The organism is Streptosporangium sp. H16, from assembly GCF_051918855.1.
In the GTDB taxonomy this organism is placed as follows: domain Bacteria; phylum Actinomycetota; class Actinomycetes; order Streptosporangiales; family Streptosporangiaceae; genus Streptosporangium.
Genome location: NZ_JBPXMD010000033.1, coordinates 55,606 through 75,882, shown reverse-complemented (window position 1 = coordinate 75,882; position 20,277 = coordinate 55,606). Strand labels below are relative to the sequence as shown.

The 20,277-nt window shown below is 73.0% G+C and carries 15 protein-coding genes; 3 read left to right on the top strand and 12 right to left on the bottom strand.

What is annotated here, in order from left to right:
- Positions 1–3: 3 nt before the first annotated feature.
- Genes ACTOQ2_RS36065 through ACTOQ2_RS36055 form a run of 3 tightly spaced genes read right to left on the bottom strand, consistent with a single transcriptional unit; the run spans position 4 to position 2,869 of the window.
- Positions 4–852 carry an ATP-binding cassette domain-containing protein gene (locus ACTOQ2_RS36065; RefSeq protein WP_440105296.1) on the bottom strand — a complete coding sequence of 283 codons (849 nt, stop codon included), beginning with the start codon at positions 850–852 and terminating at the stop codon, positions 4–6.
- On the bottom strand, positions 849–1,877 hold the full coding sequence (locus ACTOQ2_RS36060; protein ID WP_440105294.1) for an ABC transporter permease: 1,029 nt from the start codon (positions 1,875–1,877) through the stop codon (positions 849–851). Before ACTOQ2_RS36060 ends, ACTOQ2_RS36065 begins: the two co-directional genes overlap by 4 nt.
- Positions 1,874–2,869, bottom strand: a complete 996-nt coding sequence (locus ACTOQ2_RS36055; protein ID WP_440105293.1) for a sugar ABC transporter substrate-binding protein — start codon at positions 2,867–2,869, stop codon at positions 1,874–1,876. Before ACTOQ2_RS36055 ends, ACTOQ2_RS36060 begins: the two co-directional genes overlap by 4 nt.
- A gap of 655 nt (positions 2,870–3,524) precedes the next feature.
- Here ACTOQ2_RS36055 and ACTOQ2_RS36050 point away from each other — a divergent pair.
- The gene (locus ACTOQ2_RS36050; RefSeq protein ID WP_440105291.1) at positions 3,525–4,511 is read left to right on the top strand and encodes a sulfotransferase family protein; all 987 of its coding nucleotides are present in this window, start codon (positions 3,525–3,527) and stop codon (positions 4,509–4,511) included.
- Positions 4,512–4,629: 118 nt separating this feature from the next.
- Here ACTOQ2_RS36050 and ACTOQ2_RS36045 read toward each other — a convergent pair whose 3' ends face one another.
- The 3 genes from ACTOQ2_RS36045 to ACTOQ2_RS36035 form a co-directional block, all read right to left on the bottom strand.
- Positions 4,630–5,520: a hypothetical protein gene (locus ACTOQ2_RS36045; protein WP_440105289.1), complete on the bottom strand. Its 891-nt coding sequence runs from the start codon at positions 5,518–5,520 to the stop codon at positions 4,630–4,632.
- A gap of 291 nt (positions 5,521–5,811) precedes the next feature.
- Complete coding sequence (locus ACTOQ2_RS36040; protein ID WP_440105287.1) at positions 5,812–7,134, bottom strand: lanthionine synthetase LanC family protein; 1,323 nt, start codon at positions 7,132–7,134, stop codon at positions 5,812–5,814.
- 144 nt (positions 7,135–7,278) lie between these two features.
- Positions 7,279–8,082, bottom strand: a complete 804-nt coding sequence (locus ACTOQ2_RS36035; RefSeq protein ID WP_440105285.1) for an inositol monophosphatase family protein — start codon at positions 8,080–8,082, stop codon at positions 7,279–7,281.
- 249 nt (positions 8,083–8,331) lie between these two features.
- Between ACTOQ2_RS36035 and ACTOQ2_RS36030 the strand changes: the two genes are divergently transcribed.
- Together ACTOQ2_RS36030 and ACTOQ2_RS36025 are read left to right on the top strand one after the other, a co-directional pair.
- Positions 8,332–9,072: a GntR family transcriptional regulator gene (locus tag ACTOQ2_RS36030; RefSeq protein ID WP_440105283.1), complete on the top strand. Its 741-nt coding sequence runs from the start codon at positions 8,332–8,334 to the stop codon at positions 9,070–9,072.
- Between the two features lie 216 nt (positions 9,073–9,288).
- Positions 9,289–11,589, top strand: coding sequence for an AAA family ATPase (locus ACTOQ2_RS36025; protein ID WP_440105281.1), 2,301 nt, complete (start codon positions 9,289–9,291; stop codon positions 11,587–11,589).
- 50 nt (positions 11,590–11,639) lie between these two features.
- On the opposite strand, the gene ACTOQ2_RS36020 is transcribed toward ACTOQ2_RS36025, so the two are convergent.
- From ACTOQ2_RS36020 to dnaK, 6 genes are all read right to left on the bottom strand, one after another.
- Complete coding sequence (locus ACTOQ2_RS36020; protein ID WP_440105279.1) at positions 11,640–13,283, bottom strand: FAD-dependent oxidoreductase; 1,644 nt, start codon at positions 13,281–13,283, stop codon at positions 11,640–11,642.
- A 130-nt stretch (positions 13,284–13,413) separates the two neighbouring features.
- Positions 13,414–16,014: an ATP-dependent chaperone ClpB gene (gene clpB / locus ACTOQ2_RS36015; protein WP_440105277.1), complete on the bottom strand. Its 2,601-nt coding sequence runs from the start codon at positions 16,012–16,014 to the stop codon at positions 13,414–13,416.
- A complete protein-coding gene (locus ACTOQ2_RS36010) occupies positions 16,011–16,520 on the bottom strand; it encodes a chaperone modulator CbpM (protein WP_440105275.1) in 510 nt (169 codons plus the stop codon). The genes clpB and ACTOQ2_RS36010 overlap by 4 nt, the downstream gene beginning before the upstream one ends.
- Positions 16,517–17,461 (bottom strand): DnaJ C-terminal domain-containing protein, encoded by a 945-nt coding sequence (locus ACTOQ2_RS36005; RefSeq protein ID WP_440105274.1) that lies wholly within the window; start codon positions 17,459–17,461, stop codon positions 16,517–16,519. The genes ACTOQ2_RS36010 and ACTOQ2_RS36005 overlap by 4 nt, the downstream gene beginning before the upstream one ends.
- On the bottom strand, positions 17,461–18,243 hold the full coding sequence (locus ACTOQ2_RS36000; protein ID WP_440105273.1) for a nucleotide exchange factor GrpE: 783 nt from the start codon (positions 18,241–18,243) through the stop codon (positions 17,461–17,463). The genes ACTOQ2_RS36005 and ACTOQ2_RS36000 overlap by 1 nt, the downstream gene beginning before the upstream one ends.
- Complete coding sequence (dnaK, locus tag ACTOQ2_RS35995) at positions 18,236–20,152, bottom strand: molecular chaperone DnaK (protein ID WP_440105272.1); 1,917 nt, start codon at positions 20,150–20,152, stop codon at positions 18,236–18,238. Before dnaK ends, ACTOQ2_RS36000 begins: the two co-directional genes overlap by 8 nt.
- Between the last annotated feature and the right edge of the window lie 125 nt (positions 20,153–20,277).

Genomic DNA, 20,277 nt, shown 5'->3' with positions numbered 1-20,277 from the left:
GGCTCACCGGGGTGGCGGTGCCGCCGGCCCGGCCGGAGGGCCGCCCCGGCTCAGCTCGTGGGCGAGCTGCTCCAGCTCGGCGCCCCCCGCCATCAGGGAGGTGAGCTCCTCGGGGGTGATGTCCGCCTTGGCGTACTCGCCGAGGCTCGCCCCTCGGTTCAGCAGCAGGAAGCGGTCGCCGATCGGGTGGGCGTGGTGCGGGTTGTGGGTGATGAAGACGACGCCCAGGCCCCGGTCGCGCGCCTGGGCGATGTAGCGCAGCACGACGCCGGCCTGCTTGACGCCCAGGGCGGAGGTGGGCTCGTCCAGGATGAGGACGCGGGCGCCGAAGTGGACCGCGCGGGCGATGGCCACGGACTGGCGCTCGCCACCGGACAGGGTGCCGACGGGCTGGTCGACGTCGCGGATGTCGATGCCCATGGAACGTAGCTCCTCGCGGACCGTCCGCTTCGCCCCCGCCACGTCGAAGCGGCGCAGCGGCCCCCGGCCGAGCACGGGCTCGGAGCCGAGGAAGAAGTTCCGCCAGACCGACATCAGCGGGATCATCGCCAGGTCCTGGTAGACAGTGGCGATGCCCTTGTCGAGCGCGTCCCGGGGACTGGCGAAGGCGGCGGGGGCGCCGTCCACCAGGTACGAGCCGGAGTCGGGGGCGTGCACGCCAGAGAGGATCTTGATCAGCGTGGACTTTCCCGCGCCGTTGTCGCCGAGGACGCAGCTCACCTCCCCGGCGCGCACCCGCATGGAGACGTCCCGCAGCGCGATCACGCCGCCGAACGTCTTGCCCACGTCGCGGACCTCCAGCAGGGGCGGGGCGTCCGTTCCGTCCTCCGTCACGGTCTCGTCTCCCGTCACCGCCTCACCTCCTCCGCGTACCGGCGGACGAACCGGTTGGCGAGCGTGGCCAGCAGCAGCATTGCACCGAGAAAGAACGTGAACCAGTCGGCGTCCCAGCCGGCGAAGACGATGCCCTTGTCCGCCATGCCGAAGATCACCGCGCCGACGGCGGCGCCGATCGCGGAGCCGTAGCCGCCGGTCAGCAGGCAGCCCCCGATGACCGCCGCGATGATGTAGACGAATTCCTGGCCGACGCCGGAGCCCGCCTGCACCGAGGTGAAGCGCAGCGCCATGATCGAGCCGACCAGCCAGGCGGCCGCGGCGGTGGTCATGAAGAGCGCGATCTTCGTCCGTTCCGCGGGAACCCCGACCGCGCGGGCGGCCCGCTCGTCACCGCCCACCGCGAAGATCCAGTTTCCGGCCCTGGTCCTGGTGAGCACCCAGGTGGCCAGGGCGGTGACGGCCAGCCACCACAGGATCGCCACCCGGAAATCGGTCCCGCCGACCGGGATCGTCCCGGCGAGCACCGCCCTCACCTCCTCGTATCCCTCGGCCCGGCGCAGGCCGCCGACCTGCACGGTCCCGGTGAGGGCCTTGGTGACGCCCAGGTTGACGCCCTGGAGCATCAGGAAGGTGGCGAGGGTGACGATGAAGCTGGGCAGCCCGGTGCGGACCACGACCAGGCCGTTGAGGAAGCCGACGAGCAGCGCCACGGCCAGGGCGGCGAGCATCGCCGCCCACACCGGCAGGTCGTAGCGGGTGGCGAGGATCACCGTGACCAGGCCGACGGTGCCGGTGAGCACGCCGGCCGACAGGTCGAACTCGCCGCCGATCATCAGCAGCGCGATCGCCACCGCCATGATCCCGAGGGTGGAGGCCGGGTCCAGCCAGTTGGCCATGCCCTCGACCGAGCGGAAGACCTCCGACTGCCCCGCGAAGAACGCGAAGACCACGAGGGCGCCGACGACCGCGCCGAGTTCCGGCCTGATCAGCAGCCTGCGGGCGACCCCGGTCCCGGCCAGCCGCTCGTCCGCCACCGTCACCGGGTGCCGCTCTCGGCCAGCTCGGCCACCTTCGCGGCGCTGTCCCTGGTGACGAAGCCGGGACCGGTGTTGACCGGGAGCCCTCCGCCGACGGTGTTGAGATTCTCCTTGTGAAGGGTCAGGAACGTGATCGGCAGCCAGCCCTGCAGGTACTGCTGCTGGTCGACCGCGAACAGGATCTCGCCGTCCTCGATGGCGGCGACCACGTCGGCCGACAGGTCGAAGGTGCCGAGCTTCGCCTTCGAGCCGCCGTCGGCGATGGCGTCGCGGGCGGCGACGGCCACCGCGGGGTTCAGGGTGAGGACGCCGTTGAGGGAGGTGTCCGACTGGAGCCTCGCCTTGATCTTGGAGGTGGCGTCGGCGAGGTTGCCCACGTCCACCTGGAGCCGCTCGACGGTGCCGCCCAGTCCCTGGGTCGCGCCGTTGCAGCGCTGGTCGAGCCCGACGTTCCCTGCCTCGTGGATCACGCAGAGCAGCTTGGTGACCCCCTCGGCCTTGAGCTTCTCCCCCGCGCCCCGGCCCGCCACGTCCTCCGACTGGCCGACGTGGGTGATCGCGCCGAACTCGCGGGAGACGTCGCCGCCGGAGTTGATGGTGATCACCGGGATCCCGGCGGTCACGGCCTTGCCGACGGACTCCTTCAGGGCGTCCGGGTTGGCCATGGAGACCACCAGGCCGTCGACCTTCTGGCTGACGGCCTGGTCGATGAGCTGGGACTGCCTGGCCGGGTCGCCGTCGCCCTGGTAGGTCACGGTGACGCCGTAGCGTTTCCCGGCCGCCTCGGCGCCGTTCTTGACCACGTCCCAGAAGGCGTCCCCGGCGCTCGCGTGGGTGACGACGGCGAAGGTGCCGCCGCCGGCCGCCGGGGCGGGGCCGCTCGCCGCGCCCGCCGTCTCTCCGGAGGGCTGTCCCCCGGCCTGCCCCGCCGAACAGCCGGTCAGGGCGGAGATGCCCAGCACGGCCACCGCGACCAGCCCTGTCGTCCACTTCATCGGTACCTCCGCGCGTCGCCTCGCCGGATCTCCCTCGCCCCTGGTTGTAACCAACGCATTACCTACATGTCAATGATTTGTCGTGACATTAGGACTTATGAAATCGCGGGGACAGCGCGCATCCACCGGGGTTCCCCCCTTCGCACCATGACATTCGCGCCCGCCGGGGCCGGGGCTTTCGCCGCTCGCCGGCGCGGCGTGCCGGCACGGCCCGACGGGGCGTCCGCGCCGCCCACCCCGGCACTGCACGGCACAGTAAGGGCACGTCATGGCATGTAGCGGTATGTCATGGCACCGCGGGAGGCCGCCTGACGGCGGCACGGGCGGGAGACCGTGCCGTCACGCCGCACCGGGCGCGGGAGAGCGAGGGCGAAGGTACGCGGGAGGCTCGAATCTGAAATACGGCACGAGTATCCTGTTTATTCATAACGCGACAAAACTCTTCTCCAGTGATGAAATAGCGGAAAAGAACTCAGCGTTCACTGAACGGGACAACACCCTTCGCATCCACGACCTGGAGATAGGCGCCGACGACTGGAATCCCCGCGACGGGGAAGCACTTCGGACCACGGCGATCGCACGGCCGGGCACTTGCCTTCGCCGGAGAAGGAGCTATATTTACCAATAATCACAGTAGGGATTAAGGGTAATAACGATGCCCCTGCCGAATTTCCTCACGATCGGTGCTCCCAAGTCCGGGACCACCGCCCTGCATGCCGCGCTGGCCAGGCACCCGGGATTGTTCATGTCCCCGGTGAAGGAACCGAAGTTCTTCCTCAGCGACGGCCCTCCGCCGACCAAGGGAGGACCGGGCGACGCGCAGACCTACCGCGAACACGTCTGGAGACGCGAGGACTACGAGGCCCTGTTCGACGCGGCACCGCCGGGAACGCTCACCGGCGAGTCGACCCCGTTCTATCTCTACGACCGGGCGGCGCAGCGGCGCATCAGGGCCGCCATCCCCGACGCCAGGCTCATCGTGGTGCTGCGCGACCCGGTGGAGCGCGCCCACTCCAACTGGACGCACCTGTGGTCGGCCGGGCTGGAACCGATCGGCGACATGGTGCGGGCCTGCGCCGAGGAGGAGCGGCGGATCAGGGCGGGCTGGGCCCCGTTCTGGCACTATCGCGGGCTCGGCAGGTACGGTGAACAGCTCGAACACCTGTTCACACTCTTCCCTCGCGAGCAGGTGCTCGTCTACCGCTACCGCGATCTGGTCGACCGCCCCGCCGAAACCCTCGACCGGATCTTCCGTTTCCTCGGGGTGGAGACCGGCGTGGTCACCGAGGTCCCCCGGGAGAACGTGACCGCCCACCCGGAGCCGACCCGCGGGCACCGGGTGCTGTCGCGGGCGCTGCGCTTGGGATCGTCCGTGGGGCGGTTCATGCCGGCGAGGATGAGCGTGGCGCTGACCGACCCGCTGGAGCGCAGGCTGCAGGAGCGGGCCCGCTCCCGCCAGCCGCTGACCTGGGACCAGCGGGAGAAGCTGATCTCCTACTTCACCGAGGACGTGGCACTGCTGCAGCGGGTGACCGGGGAGGACTTCAGCGACTGGCTTCGTCCCCGTGAGCGCTCCGGCGGGCTGGTGGGCGTCCGCCCCAACGGCCAGCGCCAGGCGCGCAACGGCCGCCCCCAGACCTAGCGGCCGGTCCCAGGCGTCACCGAACGATCTCCCGGGACCGGCGGGCCGGCCCCGGGCACGGACGGGCCGGTCCGGGAGAGACCGTACCGTGACCGGCGCCGGGGCGGCCGTGCCGTGATCAGCGCAGTTCGGTGCGGAGCTCGTGCGCCCCGTCCGCGCGGGTGTACTCGTAGTAGAGCCGCCGCCCGCCGCCCGGCAGGTCCACGATGTCCAGGTAACGCAGGCCGCCGCCCGCGTACGGCGAGGCCGCGACGGGCTCGGTGCCGAGCGGGGTCAGTTCCGCCGGGTCGGTGCCGGCCGCGACACCGGTCTTCTCCTCGTAGTTCTCCGACGCGGTGGCCCTGCCGTCGTAGAAGGCCACCACCCTGTCGCCGAGGAAGCGGACCGCCGCCACCCGCGCGCCCCGGGCGTCCCAGGTGCCGGGACGGCCACTGAGCGCGGTGCCCTGCCAGGTCCACTCCAGGCCGTCGGCGCTGGTGGCGTAGTCGGTCACCATCTGGTCGGCCTCGTCGGCCTCGTCCAGCGGGTGGCAGGAGGCCCACAGGTGCCACACGTCGTCCCGCAGCACGATCACCGGGTCCTTGACACCGGTCTTCGGGTCGCCGGGCAGCACGACCTGCCGCTGCGAGGCCCGGAAGCCGGACGGGTCGTCGGCCTCCAGCACCTCGACCCGCCAGTGCTTGGTGTCGTAGGTGGCGCAGCTGAGGTAGAGCCTCCAGCGCCCCTCGGGCGTGCGGATCAGGGTGGGCCGCTCCAGCGACTCGGTGTCCATCTCCTCCCTGCCGATCGTGAGCAGGGTCTCGAACCGCTCGCCGTCGGCGGAGCGGGCGACGGCGACGGCGTAGCCTCGGCCCTCGCCGACGGGGCGGCGCAGCCGGTAGGCGAGGTAGATCAGGCCGTCGCTCGCCACGGCGCTCGGGGCGCCGGCCCAGTGGCCGGCACCCGGCTGCGCCGGTTCGATCGCGACGGTGGAACGGGCGGGGTCGGGAAGGAAATCCTCGATTGTCACGACACCGAGATTAGGTAAGCCTTGGGTAGCACTCACGGAGAATCACCAATCATCATCACGAGCTTTGTCACCCCTTGACGGCCAAAGGGCACATCGTCCTTCATTCCTCCGGCGCGAGGGGCGCCGGCGGCCGCCGCCCCTCCACGGCCGGATCGGCACGATCGGGCGTACCGGGGGATGACACGGTCCGGAGTGCCGGGGCGGCGCCGGGAGACGTGTCCGTGGCGCCGGGCCCGGTGGAGGCCTCGATGCCCGACCGTACAGGGTGCGGGGACGTGCCTTTCACGACCGTCAGGACCGGCGGAGCGTCGCGCTCGGCAACGGGATGGCGGGGAACGGGTTGTCCGGGGGCAGGATGAGCCGCCGGGCCTCCTGCGGGCGGGCGGTGGCGTCCAGGTGCAGGAGGGCGGCCCCGATTCCCGCCGCGCCGACCATGTAGCCGGTGTCGGCGGTGACCTCCCAGGGGCGCAGCCGCCGGTAGGCCTGGTACCAGCGGGTGCCCCTGCCGTCGTGGCCGGTGGCCCGGCCGGTCAGGTCCTCTCCCAGTGTGCGGGCGAACTCCAGGTGCCGGCGGTGGCCGGTCGCCGCCCAGAGCCCGATGAACAGCTCCACCAGACCGGCGGTGCCGCAGCACTGGCAGGCCGAGTTCCAGGATCCGCCGCTCTGGCCGGCGGGGGCGCCACTGCGGACGATCCCCCTGGCCAGCCGCTCGGCCCAGTCGAGGTCTCCGGCGTCGCCCGACACCCGGTGCAGCTCGTAGAACATCCGGGCGACCCCGGCCGAGCCGGAGCAGAAGCCCAGGTAGTGCAGGTCGCGGCCCTGCGGGATGTGGTGCGGCACCAGCGCGCACCGCTCGGTCACGGTGCTGACCGCGCGGACGAAGTCGGCCCCCCTGCGGGAGGCGCCGAGGAAGTCGCTCTCGCCGGTCACGCCGTACAGGCGGGCCAGCAGGAAGGCGGTCCCGGCGGTGCCGGACAGGAAGCCCGGGGTGACCGCGTCCAGCGGCAGGTCCGCGCAGGCGCCCTCGCCGAAGCGGTGGCCGGGGACGACGAGCGTGGCGATGCGGGCGCCGGCCTCGACGGCGGCCTCCTGGTAGGCGGGCACCCCCAGGATGCCCGCGGCGTGCAGCAGTCCGAGGATGATCCCGCCGTCGCCTCGCTGCGCGGGGTCACCGGTCCATCCCAGGCCGCCGTCGATGGGGCGGGCGCTGCGCACGATGCGGTCGGCGACGGCGCCGGCCTCGACCTCGAAGGCCCCCTCGCCGGTGGCCCATCCGGCCTCGGCCAGGGCGAACATCACTCCGGCCAGGCCGTGGTGGAGGGAGAGGTCCGCCTGCTCCCGCCAGGTGGCGGCGAGGTAGCGGGCACCGGCCCTGGCGTCGTCTAGATAGCCGTCGTCGCCGGTGGCCGCGGCGAGCTCGAGGAAGAACAGGATGATCCCCGCCGCCCCCGAGTACAGCGACAGGGGGTGGTCGGGCATGGCGGCCCGGCCCCGGGGATCGGGATTGGCCCGCCAGTGGCGCCCCCGCTCGTCGTCCACCGCCGCCGAACGGATCCAGCGCGCGGCCCCGACCGCGGTGGCCAGCGGGCTCTCGGCCTCCGGCTCCAGGCTCATGGCGGCTCCTTCGTACGGCGAGACAATCATTTTACCTGTATTTCCTACAGGATCAATAGGTAATGTGGTGGACGACACGCGGAACCCGCCCGCGCGGGAGTCTCCCGTGCCGGCACGCCCGTGCCCTCGCCCGCCCACCGGCGCTCAGGCCGGGCGGTCGCGGAGGAGCAGGTCGCTCATGACCGACCCCGCCAGGTCGAAGCCTCCGACATGGGCGAGGTAGCCGCCGGGCTCGAAGACCGATCCGTCCAGCGGGATGAAGACGCCACCCGCCTGGCGGATCAGCAGCGACCCCGCCGCCATGTCCCACGGACTGACCCTACTGCCGTAGGCGACGTCCGCCCACCCTCCCGCGACGTGCGCCAGCTTGAGCGCGGTGCTGCCGGGACGGCGCGTGGAGGCGAACGCCTCCACCATCCTGCCGAACCTGCGCAGCGCCTCCTCCCCGACCTCGGCCAGCTCCCAGGGGGTGGGATAGCTGGTCAGCAGCATCCCCTCCCGGTCTCTCGCGGCACCGGAGCTGCGCAGCCGCACGCCGTTGCACCAGGCCCCGCCCAGGTCGGCCCGGAACTCGTCGTCGCGCACCGGGTCGTACACCACCCCGGCGACCACCTCGTCCCCGACGGCGGCGGCGATCGACACGCAGAAGAACGGCAGCCCAGCGGCGAAGTTCGCGGTCCCGTCGATCGGGTCGACGTACCAGCGGATCTCGCCGGAGCCCATGCTGCCGCCCTCCTCGCCGATGATCGTGCTTCCTGGGACGCGCCTCTCGATGACCTCCCGGATGGTCGCCTCCGCGGCATGGTCGTGCTCGGTCACCGGATCGTGGAAGTCGCTCTTGGTCTCGACCGCGGGACGCGACCTGAACGTCTCGCGGAGCCGGTCGCCCACCGCGCGGGCGGCCTCGACCGCGACGGCGGAGAGATCTGCTGCGGTGCTCTGATCCATGCTTCCTCCATTGACGCGAATCCGGCGCGTGAATCCGGTGACGCGAGCCCGGTGGTACGAACCCGGTGGTACGAGCCCGATGAGGCGCACCCGGTGCGCGAACCTCGTGCGCGAACCGCCTCCCATCCTGTACGAGGACACCGGCCCCGTACGCGTCCGCCGGGCACCTCGACGAGCCCTGGCCGGTTTTTGTCAAGACATTCTGATGTCCGCTAGCCTGACGGCGCGGCGTGTCAACCGGGAGGGCGAATGACGGCGCAGCTCGCCATCGATCTCGACCGGTCCAGCCCGGTCCCGCTCTACTTCCAGGTGGCCGAGCAGATCTCCGAGGCCATCCGCCGCGGCGACCTGCCCCCGGGATCGCGGCTCGACAACGAGATCCTGCTCGCCGACCGGCTGGGCCTGTCGCGTCCGACCGTCCGCCAGGCGATCCAGTATCTGGTCGACAAGGGCCTGCTGGTGCGCAAGCGGGGCGTCGGCACCCAGGTGGTGCACGGCCAGGTCAAGCGTTCCGTCGAGCTGACCAGCCTCTACGACGACCTGCGCAGGGCCGGCCAGGAGCCGGCCACCAGGGTGCTGGTCCTGGGGCCGGCCCCGGTGGAGGAGGAGGTCGCCGCCGTCCTCGGCGTCGCGCCCGGCACCGAGATGCTCCGCCTGGAGCGGATCCGCTACGCCGCCGGGGAGCCGCTGGCCCTGCTGCACAACTGGCTGCCCTCCGGGCTCGCGCCGCTGACCGCCGAGGGCCTCCAGGAGCGCGGGCTGTACGAGATGCTCCGCGCCGCGGGGGTGCGGATGCGCGTGGCGAACCAGCGTATGGGGGCGCGAGCGGCCACGGCGGCCGAGGCGAGGCTGCTCGGCGAGCGGCGCGGGGCCCCGCTGCTCACGATGGTCCGCACCACCTACGACGACCAGGGCAGGGCCGTCGAGCACGGCTCCCACGTCTACCGCGCCTCGCACTACTCCCTGGAGGTCACGCTCATCGAGCGCTGACCGGGCGAGGAGGACACGTCGGCCGGGCGGCGGCGGGGCGGGTGACGGTGGGGCGGCGGCGGGGTGGACGGCGGCGGGGATCCCCGAGGTCAAATCTGTCCCAAACCACCGGCGCGCGACAGTGCCCGACGCGTGATGATTCGTCCCTTGGGGATGTCATATGCGTAATCACTGCTCAGGAAGCCCGCCGTATGACCCCAGATCCGAGACAAGACTATGCGCGGCCGGAAAGATGAGTGGGCGGCGGTCCTCGCCCTGCTGGGAGGCGTCACGTCCGCGACCGGAAGTGTCATGCTCGTCGAGGGCGAACCGGGGACGGGAAAGTCGCTGCTGCTCGCCGAGGCCGCGAGCGTCGCGACCGCGCGGGGCACCGCGGTGGCGAGCGGGCGGGCCGACGAGCTGGGACGGCTGACCCCGCTGGGACCGCTGCTGGCCGCGCTCGAGGAGTCGCCGACGGCCTCGATGCCCGTGACCAGGAGCGCCTTCCCCGACGGGCCGGGGCTGCTGCTGTGGCTGGCCGAGCAGGTCCGGACCTCGCTGGAGCGGAGGCTGGCCTCGGGGCCGCTGCTGGTGGTGCTGGACGATCTCCAGTGGGCCGATCCCGCCACGGTGATGGCCCTGCGGGCGATGCCCTCGCGGCTGGCCTCCTACCCCGTGGCGTGGCTGCTGGCCTGCCGCGACACCCCGGGACGCGGCGAGGCGGGACGGCTGTTCGACCTGCTGGAGGAGGAGGGGGCCACCCGGATCGTGCTGTGTCCCCTCGACGAGGGGGCGGTGGCCGAGGTCTCCGCCGACATCCTGGGCGCGGCCCCCGGGGAGGGGCTGGCGGCGCTGGCCGCCCAGGCCGGCGGCAACCCGCTCCTGCTCGCCGAGCTTCTCACCGGGCTGCGCGAGGAGGACGCCATCCTGGTCGAGGACGGCGTCGCCCGGCTGGCCGGGATCACCCCCGCCGGGGCGGTGCTGCCCCTGCGCCTGCACACCGCCGTCCGGCGGCGCCTGGACGAGCTCGGCACCAGGACCCGGTACCTGCTGGAGGCCGTCGCGGTGCTCGGACGCTCGTTCACACCGGCGTACGTGGCCGAGATGCTCGGCGAGACCCCGGCCGCGCTGCTTCCGCCGCTGGAGGAGGCGCTGGCGGCCGGGGTGCTCGTGGCCACCCGCGACGAGCTGACGTTCCGGCACGAGCTGGTGTGGCGGTCGATCGTCGACGAGGTGCCGTCACCGGTGCGGCGGGCCCTGCGGGAGCAGGTCGAGCGCGCCGCCGGGGCCCGCCGGCCCCTCGCGCCCCGCGGCGGCGACGGCGGGACGGGGAGGCTCGTGGACCTGGCCCTGCTCGCCTGGGACGAGGGCGCGCTCTCGCGGGGGCTGGACCTGGCGCGCGAGGCCGTGGGGCGACCGGCCCGCGGCCGGCACCGGCAGCCGAGGGCGGTGCTGGCCTCGATGCTGATCGACCTGCGGCTGCTGGACGAGGCGGAGTCGGCGACGGAGAGCGCCGCCGAGGAGGCCGACGCCGAGGGCGAGCCCGCCTGGGCCGCCGAGATCCCCGTCCTGCGCGCCCGGCTGGCCCTGGCCGCGGGCCGGCTCGGCGGCGCGATCGAGCACGGGGAGGCCGGCCTGGCCGCCGCCGGGACCCTGGACGCCCCGCTCCTGGCCTCCTCGGCCCTGTCGGTGCTCGGCACCGCGTCGCTGCGGTCGGGCGACCTGCCGGGGGCCGTCAGGTACATGGAGAGGGACCTGGCCAGGTCGGCACCCGGCATACCGCCGTGCGCCCGGCTGCGGTCGGAACTGGCGGCCGGGCGGATCAGCGAGGCGCGCGACGGCGCGGCGGGCGGCATGAGCTCGCTCGGCGGGATCTACGACGCGCTGCCCAGGCACGTCGGGGCGCTGACCGGCGAGCCCACGTCCGCGGCGTGGCTGGTGCGGGTGGCGATGGCGGTGGACGACCGGCGCAGGGCCGACGCGGTGGTCGGCGCGGCCGAGGACATCGCCTGGCGCAACCCCGCCCTGCCCGGCCCGTCGGCGTCCGCCGACCACGCGCGAGGGCTGCGGGAGGGTGACCGCGAGGCGCTGGGCCGCGCGGTGGCCGGGCACGCCGACCCCTGGGCCAGGGGGTCGGCCGCGGAGGATCTCGGCGTGCTGCTCGGCGCGGGCGACGGCTGCCGGGACCTGGCCGTGGAGAGCCTGAAGACCGCGCTGGCCTGCTACGGGGCCGTGGAGGCCGCCCGGGACGCGGCACGGGTACGTGGCAGGCTGCGGCTGCTGGGCGAGCGACGCCGCCACTGGGCCAGGACCGACCACCCCGTGTCGGGATGGGCCAGCCTGACCGGCACCGAGCAGGCCGTCTGCGACCTGGTCTCCCAGGGGCTGACGAACCGGCACGCCGCCGAGCAGATGTTCATCAGCGAGCACACCGTCGCCTTCCACCTGCGGCAGGTGTTCCGCAAGCTGGGCATTCGCTCGCGGGTCGAGCTGGCCAGGCTCGCGGCGGAGGAGAACGGCCACCGGCGCCCCCTCTGAGGCCCGTCCTGAGGCCCGGTCTGAGGCCCGGCCGGGCGGGAACGGCCCCGTCAGGCGGGGCTGCGGACCATGCGGGACGTGTGCTGGGGCATCTCCCGCGCGACGTGCTCGTGGATCAGCCGGACCACCGTCGCCCCCTCCCCCACGGCCGAGGCGACCCGCTTGACCGACCGGCTCCTGACGTCGCCCACCGCGAAGACCCCCGGCAGGCTCGTCTCCAGGGGCAGGCCGCCGTCGAAGCCGGTGACGACGAAGCCCCGGTCGTCGAGGGTGACGGCGGAGGGGAGCCAGCCCGTACAGGGATCGGCGCCGATGAGGACGAACAGGGAGCGCGTCTCCAGGAGTGTCCGCTCCCCCGTGAGGCGGTTCTCGACGAGGACCGCCTCCAGCGTGCGGGCGCCGATGAGCTCCCGCACCTCGGTGCCGAGCGTCACCTCCACCCGGGGGTGGTCCCCGATCCGGTCGGTGAGGTAACGCGACATGCGCTCTCCCAGGTCGCCGCCGCGGACGACCAGGCGCACCGACGAGGCGTACCCGGCCAGGAGGATCGCCGCCTGGCCCGCGGAGTTCCCCCCTCCCACGACCACCACCGGGCCGCCGCCGCATGATCCGGCCTCGGCCACGGTCGCGGCGTAGTGGACGCCGTTGCCCTCGAAGGACTCCAGGCGCGGCACGTCGAGCCTGCGGTAGCGCGCCCCGGTGGCGATGACGATCGTGCGGCCCCTGACGGGCCCTCCCTCGCCGAGCCCGACGTCGTAGTGGCCGTCCATCCGCCCCAGGGACACGGCCTCGGCCGGGACGCCGAAGCGGGCGCCGGACCTCCTGGACTGGATGAGTGCCCGCTCGGCGAGCTCTCCGCCGGAGATGCCCGAGGGAAAACCGAGGTGGTTCTCGACGCGGGGGGAGGTGCTCGCCTGCCCGCCGGCCGCGACCGCGTCCAGCACCACCGTGTCCAGCCCCTCCGACGCCCCGTACAGCGCGGCGGCCAGGCCCGCGGGACCGGCTCCCACGATGACGAGGTCGTGGACGTCCTCGGGCGCCGGCCGGGCGGGCAGTCCGGTCGCGCGGGCCAGCTCGGCGTCGGAGGGGTTGCGCAGGACCCGGGTCCCGCCCACGATCACCACGGGGGTCTCGTCCGGCGCGACGCCGAGGTTGAGGACGAGCGCCTCGGCCTCCCCGTCCTCCTCCAGGTCGATCCAGCGGTGCGGCAGCCGGTTCCTGGCGGCGAGCTCCCGCAGCCGTCGGCTGCCGGGCGAGTAGCGGGAGCCGATGATCCTCAGCCCGGTCCCGCCGGCGGTGAGCGGCGGGCGGCGGATGAGGTAGGCCCGCAGGATCAGGTCCCCGATCCCGCGGTCGCGGGTGACGATCCTCTTCAGCCGCTCGACGGGGACCGCCAGGACCTCGCCCGCCTCGCAGACCACCGAGGTCAGGCACGCCCTCCGGCCGGTGATCACCCCGAGCTCGCCCAGGAAGCGGCCCGGCCCGTGGATCCACAGGACCCGCTCGTCCTCGACGACGGCCGCCTTGCCCGTGAGGATGACGACGAACTCCGGATGCTCCTCACCCTCCTTGATCAGGAGCTCACCCGTCCGGACCGGCCTGCGGACACCGTGGGCCGCGAGCGTGGCGATCTGCGCCTCGTCCAAGCGGGGAAACGCCCCCTGGTGGTCCGGAGTCTCGGTGAGCGCGTCCATCTCAGCCGCTCCTCTCACCTACCGGCGTGATCGCGCCCTCCGCCCACGCGCGCGGCGCGGCACCCGCCGGCGTCCGCTTCTTCCCACAGTTCCGGCATCGCACGATATTTGGTGGCATTACCGGCCCTCCTCATCCGTAGGTCACGGCGAGCTCGTCCCCGGCGAGGTCCACCAGGACCACGGCTCCCTCGTCCGCCTCTCCCGACAGGAGCGCGCGGCCGATGCGCGTCTCGACCTCCCTGGCGATGAACCGGCGCAGCGGGCGGGCGCCGTACACGGGGTCATAGCCCCGCTCGGCGATGTGCCGTAGCGCCGCCTCGGTGACCTCCAGCCGGATGCCCCGCTGCTCCAGGCGGGTCCGCAGCTCGACGAACATCAGGCCGACGATGCGCTCGATCTCCTCGGGGGTGAGCGGCTTGAAGATCACGATGTCGTCGACGCGGTTGAGGAACTCGGGGCGGAAGTGGGCGCGCAGCTCGGCCATGACCTGCTGCTGCGCCTCGGGCTTGATCTCCCCGCTCGACGTGACGCCGTCGAGGAGGTACACGGAGCCGAGGTTGGAGGTCATGATCAGGACGGTGTTGCGGAAGTCGACGGTCCTGCCCTGCGCGTCGGTGAGCCTGCCGTCGTCGAGCACCTGCAGCAGCGTGTTGAAGACGTCGGCGTGCGCCTTCTCCACCTCGTCGAAGAGCACCACGGAGTACGGCTTGCGCCGCACGGCCTCGGTCAGCTGGCCGCCCTCCTCGTACCCGACGTAGCCGGGGGGCGCGCCGACGAGGCGGCTGACCGTGTGCCGCTCCTGGTACTCGCTCATGTCGATGCGGATCATGTTGTCCTCGGTGTCGAAGAGCGCCTCCGCGAGCGCCTTGGCCAGCTCCGTCTTGCCGACGCCCGTCGGTCCCAGGAAGATGAACGACCCGATCGGGCGGCGCGGGTCCTTGATGCCGGAGCGGGCCCGGATGACGGCATCGGCCACCAGCCGTACCGCCTCGTCCTGGCCGATCACCCGCTCGTGCAGGATCTGGTCGAGCCGCAGGAGCTTCTCGCGCTCGCCCTCGCGCAGCCGGCTCACCGGGATGCCCGTCCACCGGGAGACGATCATCGAGATCTCCTCGTCGGTGACGACCTCGCGCAGCAGGCGCGACGTGCCCTGCTTGGCGGACAGCCGCTCCTCCTCGGCCTCCAGCCGCCGCAGCAGCTCGGGCAGCCTGCCGTGCCGCAGCTCCGCGGCGCGGTTGAGGTCGTAGTCGCGCTCGGCCCGCTCGGCGTCCGCGCGTACCTGCTCCATCTCCGCGCGCAGGGCCTGGACGGCGCGCAGGGCGTGCCGCTCGGCCTCCCACTGCGCCCGCATGGCGTCGGTCTCGGCGTGCAGGTCGGCGAGCTCCCTGCGCAGTTCCTCCAGCCGGGTCCCGCTCGCGGAGTCCTCCTCCTTGGCGAGCGCGGCCTCCTCGATCTCCAGGCGCATCACCCTGCGGGTGAGCTCGTCGAGCTCGGCGGGCATCGAGTCGATCTCCGTACGGAGCATCGCGCACGCCTCGTCCACCAGGTCGATGGCCTTGTCCGGCAGGAAGCGGTCGGAGATGTAGCGGTGGCTCAGCACGACGGCCGCCACCAGCGCGCTGTCCTGGATCTTCACCCCGTGGAAGATCTCCAGGCGCTCGCGCAGGCCGCGCAGGATGGACACGGCGTCCTCGACCGACGGCTCGTCGACCATCACCGGCTGGAAGCGGCGCTCCAGGGCGGCGTCCTTCTCGACGTGCTTGCGGTACTCGACGAGGGTCGTCGCCCCGATCATGTGCAGCTCGCCGCGGGCCAGCATGGGCTTGAGCATGTTGCCCGCGTCCATGGCGCCCTCGGCGGCTCCGGCGCCCACCACGGTGTGCATCTCGTCGACGAAGAGCAGGATCCGCCCCTCGGCGGCCTTGACCTCGTTGAGCACCGCCTTGAGCCGCTCCTCGAACTCCCCCCGGTACTTGGCCCCGGCCACCAGCGAGCCCATGTCGAGGCTGAAGACCGTCTTGCCCTTGAGCCCCTCCGGCACGTCCCCGTGGCTGATCCGCAGGGCGAGGCCCTCCACGATGGCGGTCTTGCCCACCCCGGGGTCGCCGACGAGGACCGGGTTGTTCTTGGTCTTGCGGGACAGGATCTGGATGACGCGGCGGATCTCGGCGTCGCGCCCGACGACCGGGTCGAGCCTGCCCGAGAGGGCGTCCGCCACCAGGTCGCGCCCGTACTTCTCCAGCGCCTCGTACGCCACCTCCGGCATCGCGGACGTCACCCGCTGGTTGCCGCGGATCGCGGTGAGCGCCTTGAGGAAGCCGTCCCTGGACAGTCCCTGCTCGTGCAGCAGCCGCCCGGCCGAGGCCGAGCTGCCCTCCTCGATCAGGGCGATGAGCAGGTGCTCCACCGACACGTACTCGTCCTTCAGCCGGTCGGCCTCCCGCTTGGCCGTCTCCAGCAGGCGCGAGAGCCGCTGCGTCACGTAGACCTGGCCGGGCGAGGCGCCGGGGCCGCTCACCCGGGGGCGCCGGCCCAGCTCCGCCTCCAGCTCGGTCCTGAGCCGGTCGGTGTCGACGTTCGCGTACGAGAGCAGGCGGGGTGTCAGCCCCTCCGGCTGGTCGAGCAGCGCCAGCAGCAGGTGCTCGCCGTCCACCTCCGTGTGCCCGAAGCGCAGGGCCTTGGTCTGCGCGTCGTGCAGCGCCTCCTGCGACTTCTGTGTCAGCCGGTTCATGTCCACGGCGAGCCTCCGATGGGTCGGGAACGACCGCGCTGGGCGGCCTCCAGGTCGGCGATGCGGTCCAGCAGGTCCAGCACGAGGCCGATCGCCGCGTAGTTGATCGAGAACCCGGCCCGCAGCCGCCGGACGCGCGCCATGGCGAGCAACTGGGAGGGCGGGAGCCACAGGTGCCCGGAGGCGTCGGTCCAGGCGTCGAGCACGCCCAGCACGACGAGGCGCCGCACCAGCTCGGGATGGGTTCCCGTCGCCCTGGCGAACGTCTCCAGATCCAGGCGCTCGGGCCTGGCCAGCTGGTAGGTCCTGGCCGTCTCCCGCGAGGTCTCCTCCCGAACCTCCCGCCGGGTCTCTCCCCGGGTCTCTCCCCGGGTGTCTCGCCGATGGAAGGCCGCGCCCTCGCCAGCGGCGGGCCCGGCGCGTTCTCCGCCCGCCGGGTCCGCGGGCGGGCGGGCGGGGCGCTGGTCAGGACGGGGCGTCCCGCGCTCCGGGAACGGGTGGGTCATCGCCGCCTCCTCGGGTCGAACGCGGAGACCGCGGCGAGCTGCTCGAACAGCCGCCGCTCCTCCTCCGACAGCCGGTCCGGGACCATGATCCGCACCTCGGCGTACAGGTCACCTGCCTTGTCGCCGCGGCTGGGCATCCCCCGGCCGCGCAGCCGCAGCCGCCTGCCGCTGGACGTCCCCGACGGCACCTTGACCTTGGCCTCGCCCCCGGGGGTGTCGACCACGACGGGGGCGCCGAGCGCCGCCTCCCACGGGGTGACCGGGAGCAGGACGTGGAGGTCGCGTCCCTCCATCCGGTAGCGGGGGTGCGGGGCGATCCTGACGATCAGGTAGAGGTCGCCCGCGGGCGCCCCGTCGCCGCCCCTGCCGCCCTGCCCGGCCAGCCTGACGCGCTGCCCGTCGACGACGCCCGGCGGGATGTCGATCCGCAGCCCGCGCGAACCGACGGTGATGGAGCGAGGCCCGCCCCGGTAGGCCTCCTCCACGGTCAGGACGATCTCGGCCTCCTGGTCGGCGCCGGGTATCGGCCCCCAACTCGCGCCGGACCGGCCTCTCCTGCCGGAGAACAGCCCTTCGAGGAGGTCGTCGAGGTCGACCCCCTCCTGGAAGCCGCCGAAACCCGCGCCCCCGCCCCGGGCCCCGGCCCCGCCCCGGCCCGCACCCGCCGCGCGGCTTCCGGCGCGTGCCCACGTCTCCGGGTCCACGTCGTCGGGAACCTGGCGGAACTCCGGCCCGAACGCGTCGTAGCGGCGCCGGGTCCCGGGGTCGGACAGCACGCTGTAGGCCTCGGAGACCTCCTTGAAGCGGTCCTCGGCGGACGGGTCCTTGTTGACGTCGGGGTGGTTGGCCCGCGCCAGCTTGCGGTAGGCGCGCTGGATGTCCTCCTGGCTCGCCCCCCGCCGCACGCCGAGGATCTCGTAGAAGTCCCGGTCGGGGGGCATCATGCCCCCTTGGCCACCACGACCAGCGCGGGCCGCAGCAACTGTTCGCCGTCCCCGTAGCCGGGCCGCACCACCTGCAGGACCGTGCCGTCGGGAACGCCCTCCCGCGACAGCACGCCCACCGCCTCGTGCCTGGCCGGGTCGAACACGGTCCCGGTGTCGTCGCGGCGCGCGTAACCGAGGCGGGAAACCACCTCCTGCGCCTGGTCACGGATCGCCCGCATCCCGGCGACGATGGAGCCGGGATCGGTCTCCGCGTGCTCCAGGGCGCGGTCCAGGTTGTCCAGTACGGGCAGCCACTCCCCGGCGGCCCGCGCCCGCTCGTCCGACCGCGTCCGCTCGGCGTCCCTGCCGACACGCTTGCGCAGGTTGTCGAGGTCGGCGAGGGCGCGCCGCCAGCGGTCCTGGAGATCGGCCACCATGGTCTGGAGCTCCAGGACGCGCTCCTGGAGGTCGTCCGGGGCGTCCGGGGCGTACCCGCGCCCCTCCTTGACCTCCGGCCTCTGGTCGCGCGCCTCCAGGTCACGCGCCTCCTGACCACCGCGCCGGGTCTCGGGCCCCTGGGCGCCCTGAGGTCCCCGGGCTCCGTGCCGGGGCCGGTCCGGGGGCCGGTCGGGGAGCCCGTCGTGGGCTCGCGCCTCCCGGCCGGCGTCCCGCTCCCGGTCGTCCTCCCGGTCGTATGGCCCCCGGTCCCGCGGTTCCCGGCCGGGCGAGTCGTACCCGCCGCGCGGCTCCCCGTCACGGCGCGGGACGTGCCGGCCACGCCCGGGTGTCTCACTCATCGGTCGTGAACTCCGCGTCGATGACGTCGTCGTCCCGGCCGCCCGGGGAACCGGTCGCCCCCGCGGCTCCCGGGCCGCCCGCGGCCCCCTGCGCCCCCGGGGTCCCCTGGGCGCCGGAGCCGGCCGCGCCGAGGCTGTGGTAGATCTGCTGGAGCTCGGCGGTGAGCGAGCGGACCCGGTCGAGCGGGGCCTCCTGCTTGATCGCGTCGCGGGCGTCGTGCGCCAGCATGTCGGCCCGCGCCCTCTCGTGGACGGCCACCGAGTCGCCCAGCTCCGTCAGGCGGCGCTCCACCTGGTAGGCGGCGCTGTCGAGCTCGTTGCGCGCGTCCACCACCTGCCGCATCCGCTGGTCCTCCTCGCGGTGCCGCTCGGAGTCGGCGACCATCCGCTCGACCTCGCTCGTGTCCAGGTTCGAGCTCTCGCTGATCGTGATGCGCTGCTCGGCGCCGGTGTCCTTGTCCTTGGCCGAGACGTTCAGGATCCCGTTGGCGTCGACGTCGAAGGTCACGTCGACCTGCGGCACGCCGCGCGGGGCGGGCCGGATGTTCTCCAGCCGGAACCGGCCCAGGGGGCGGTTGTCGGCGGCGCGCTCGCGCTCGCCCTGCAGCACGACGACGTCCACGGCGCTCTGGTTGTCCTCGGCGGTGCTGAACGTCTCGGAACGGCGGGCCGGGATGGTCGTGTTCCGCTCGATGACCTTCGTCATCACCCCGCCGAGCGTCTCGATGCCGAGGGAGAGCGGTGTCACGTCGAGCAGTACGACGTCCCTCAGCTCGCCCTTGATGACGGCTGCCTGGACCGCGGCGCCCAGCGCCACGACCTCGTCCGGGTTGACCGTCATGTTCGGTTCCTTGCCGCCCGTCATCCGGCGTACCAGGTTCTGCACGGCGGGCATCCTGGTCGAGCCGCCCACCAGGATCACCTCGTCGATGTCGTCGGCGGTGAGCTTGGCGTCGGCCATGGCCTGCTGGACGGGCCCCTTGCACCGTTCGAGCAGGTCGGCGGTGATCTCCTCGAAGGTCGAGCGCCTGAGCGTGGTGTTCAGGTGCTTGGGGCCCGAGGCGTCCGCGGTGATGAAGGGCAGGCTGATCTGCGTCTGGGTGACCGCCGACAGCTCGACCTTGGCCTTCTCCGCGGCCTCGAACAGCCGCTGCAGGGCCTGCGGGTCCTGGCGCAGGTCGATGCCGTTGTCCCGCTGGAACTCGTCGGCGAGGTGGTCGACGACGCGCCGGTCGAAGTCGTCGCCGCCCAGGTGGGAGTCGCCCGCGGTCGCCCGTACCTCCACGACGCCGTCCCCGATGGCGAGGACGCTGACGTCGAAGGTGCCGCCGCCCAGGTCGAAGACGAGCACGGTCTCGCTCTCCTGGCGGTCGAGGCCGTAGGCGAGGGCCGCCGCGGTCGGCTCGTTGATGATCCGCAGGACCTCCAGGCCGGCGATCTTCCCCGCGTCCTTGGTGGCCTGGCGCTGGGAGTCGTTGAAGTACGCGGGCACGGTGATGACCGCCTCGGTGACCTTCTCCCCCAGGAACTTCGAGGCGTCGTCCACGAGCTTGCGCAGGACGGCCGCGGCGATCTCCTCGGGCGCGTAGAGCCTCTCGTTGATCTTGAAGCGGACGGCTCCGTCGGGCCCGGGGACGACGTCGAACGACACGGCGGTCAGCTCGCTGGCGACCTCGTCGTGACGGCGGCCGATGAAGCGCTTGGCCGAGTAGATCGTCCCCTTGGGGTTGAGGATCGCCTGGCGGCGGGCCAGTTGCCCGACCAGGCGCTCACCGTTGTCGGTGAACGCCACGACCGAGGGCGTCGTCCGCGCCCCCTCGGCGTTGGGGATCACCGTGGGCTTGTCGCCCTCCATCGTGGCGATCACCGAGTTGGTGGTGCCCAGATCGATTCCGACTGCTTTAGGCATGCTGCCCTCCTGTGCGCTGTGGCCCCCGGCGCTCGCCGGACGGCACCACCGCCTCGCCCGCGACATCCCGGCGTCCCCGGGCCCGGTGGTTGCGCGCCTCGATCGGACCCGCCGAAGACCCGGCC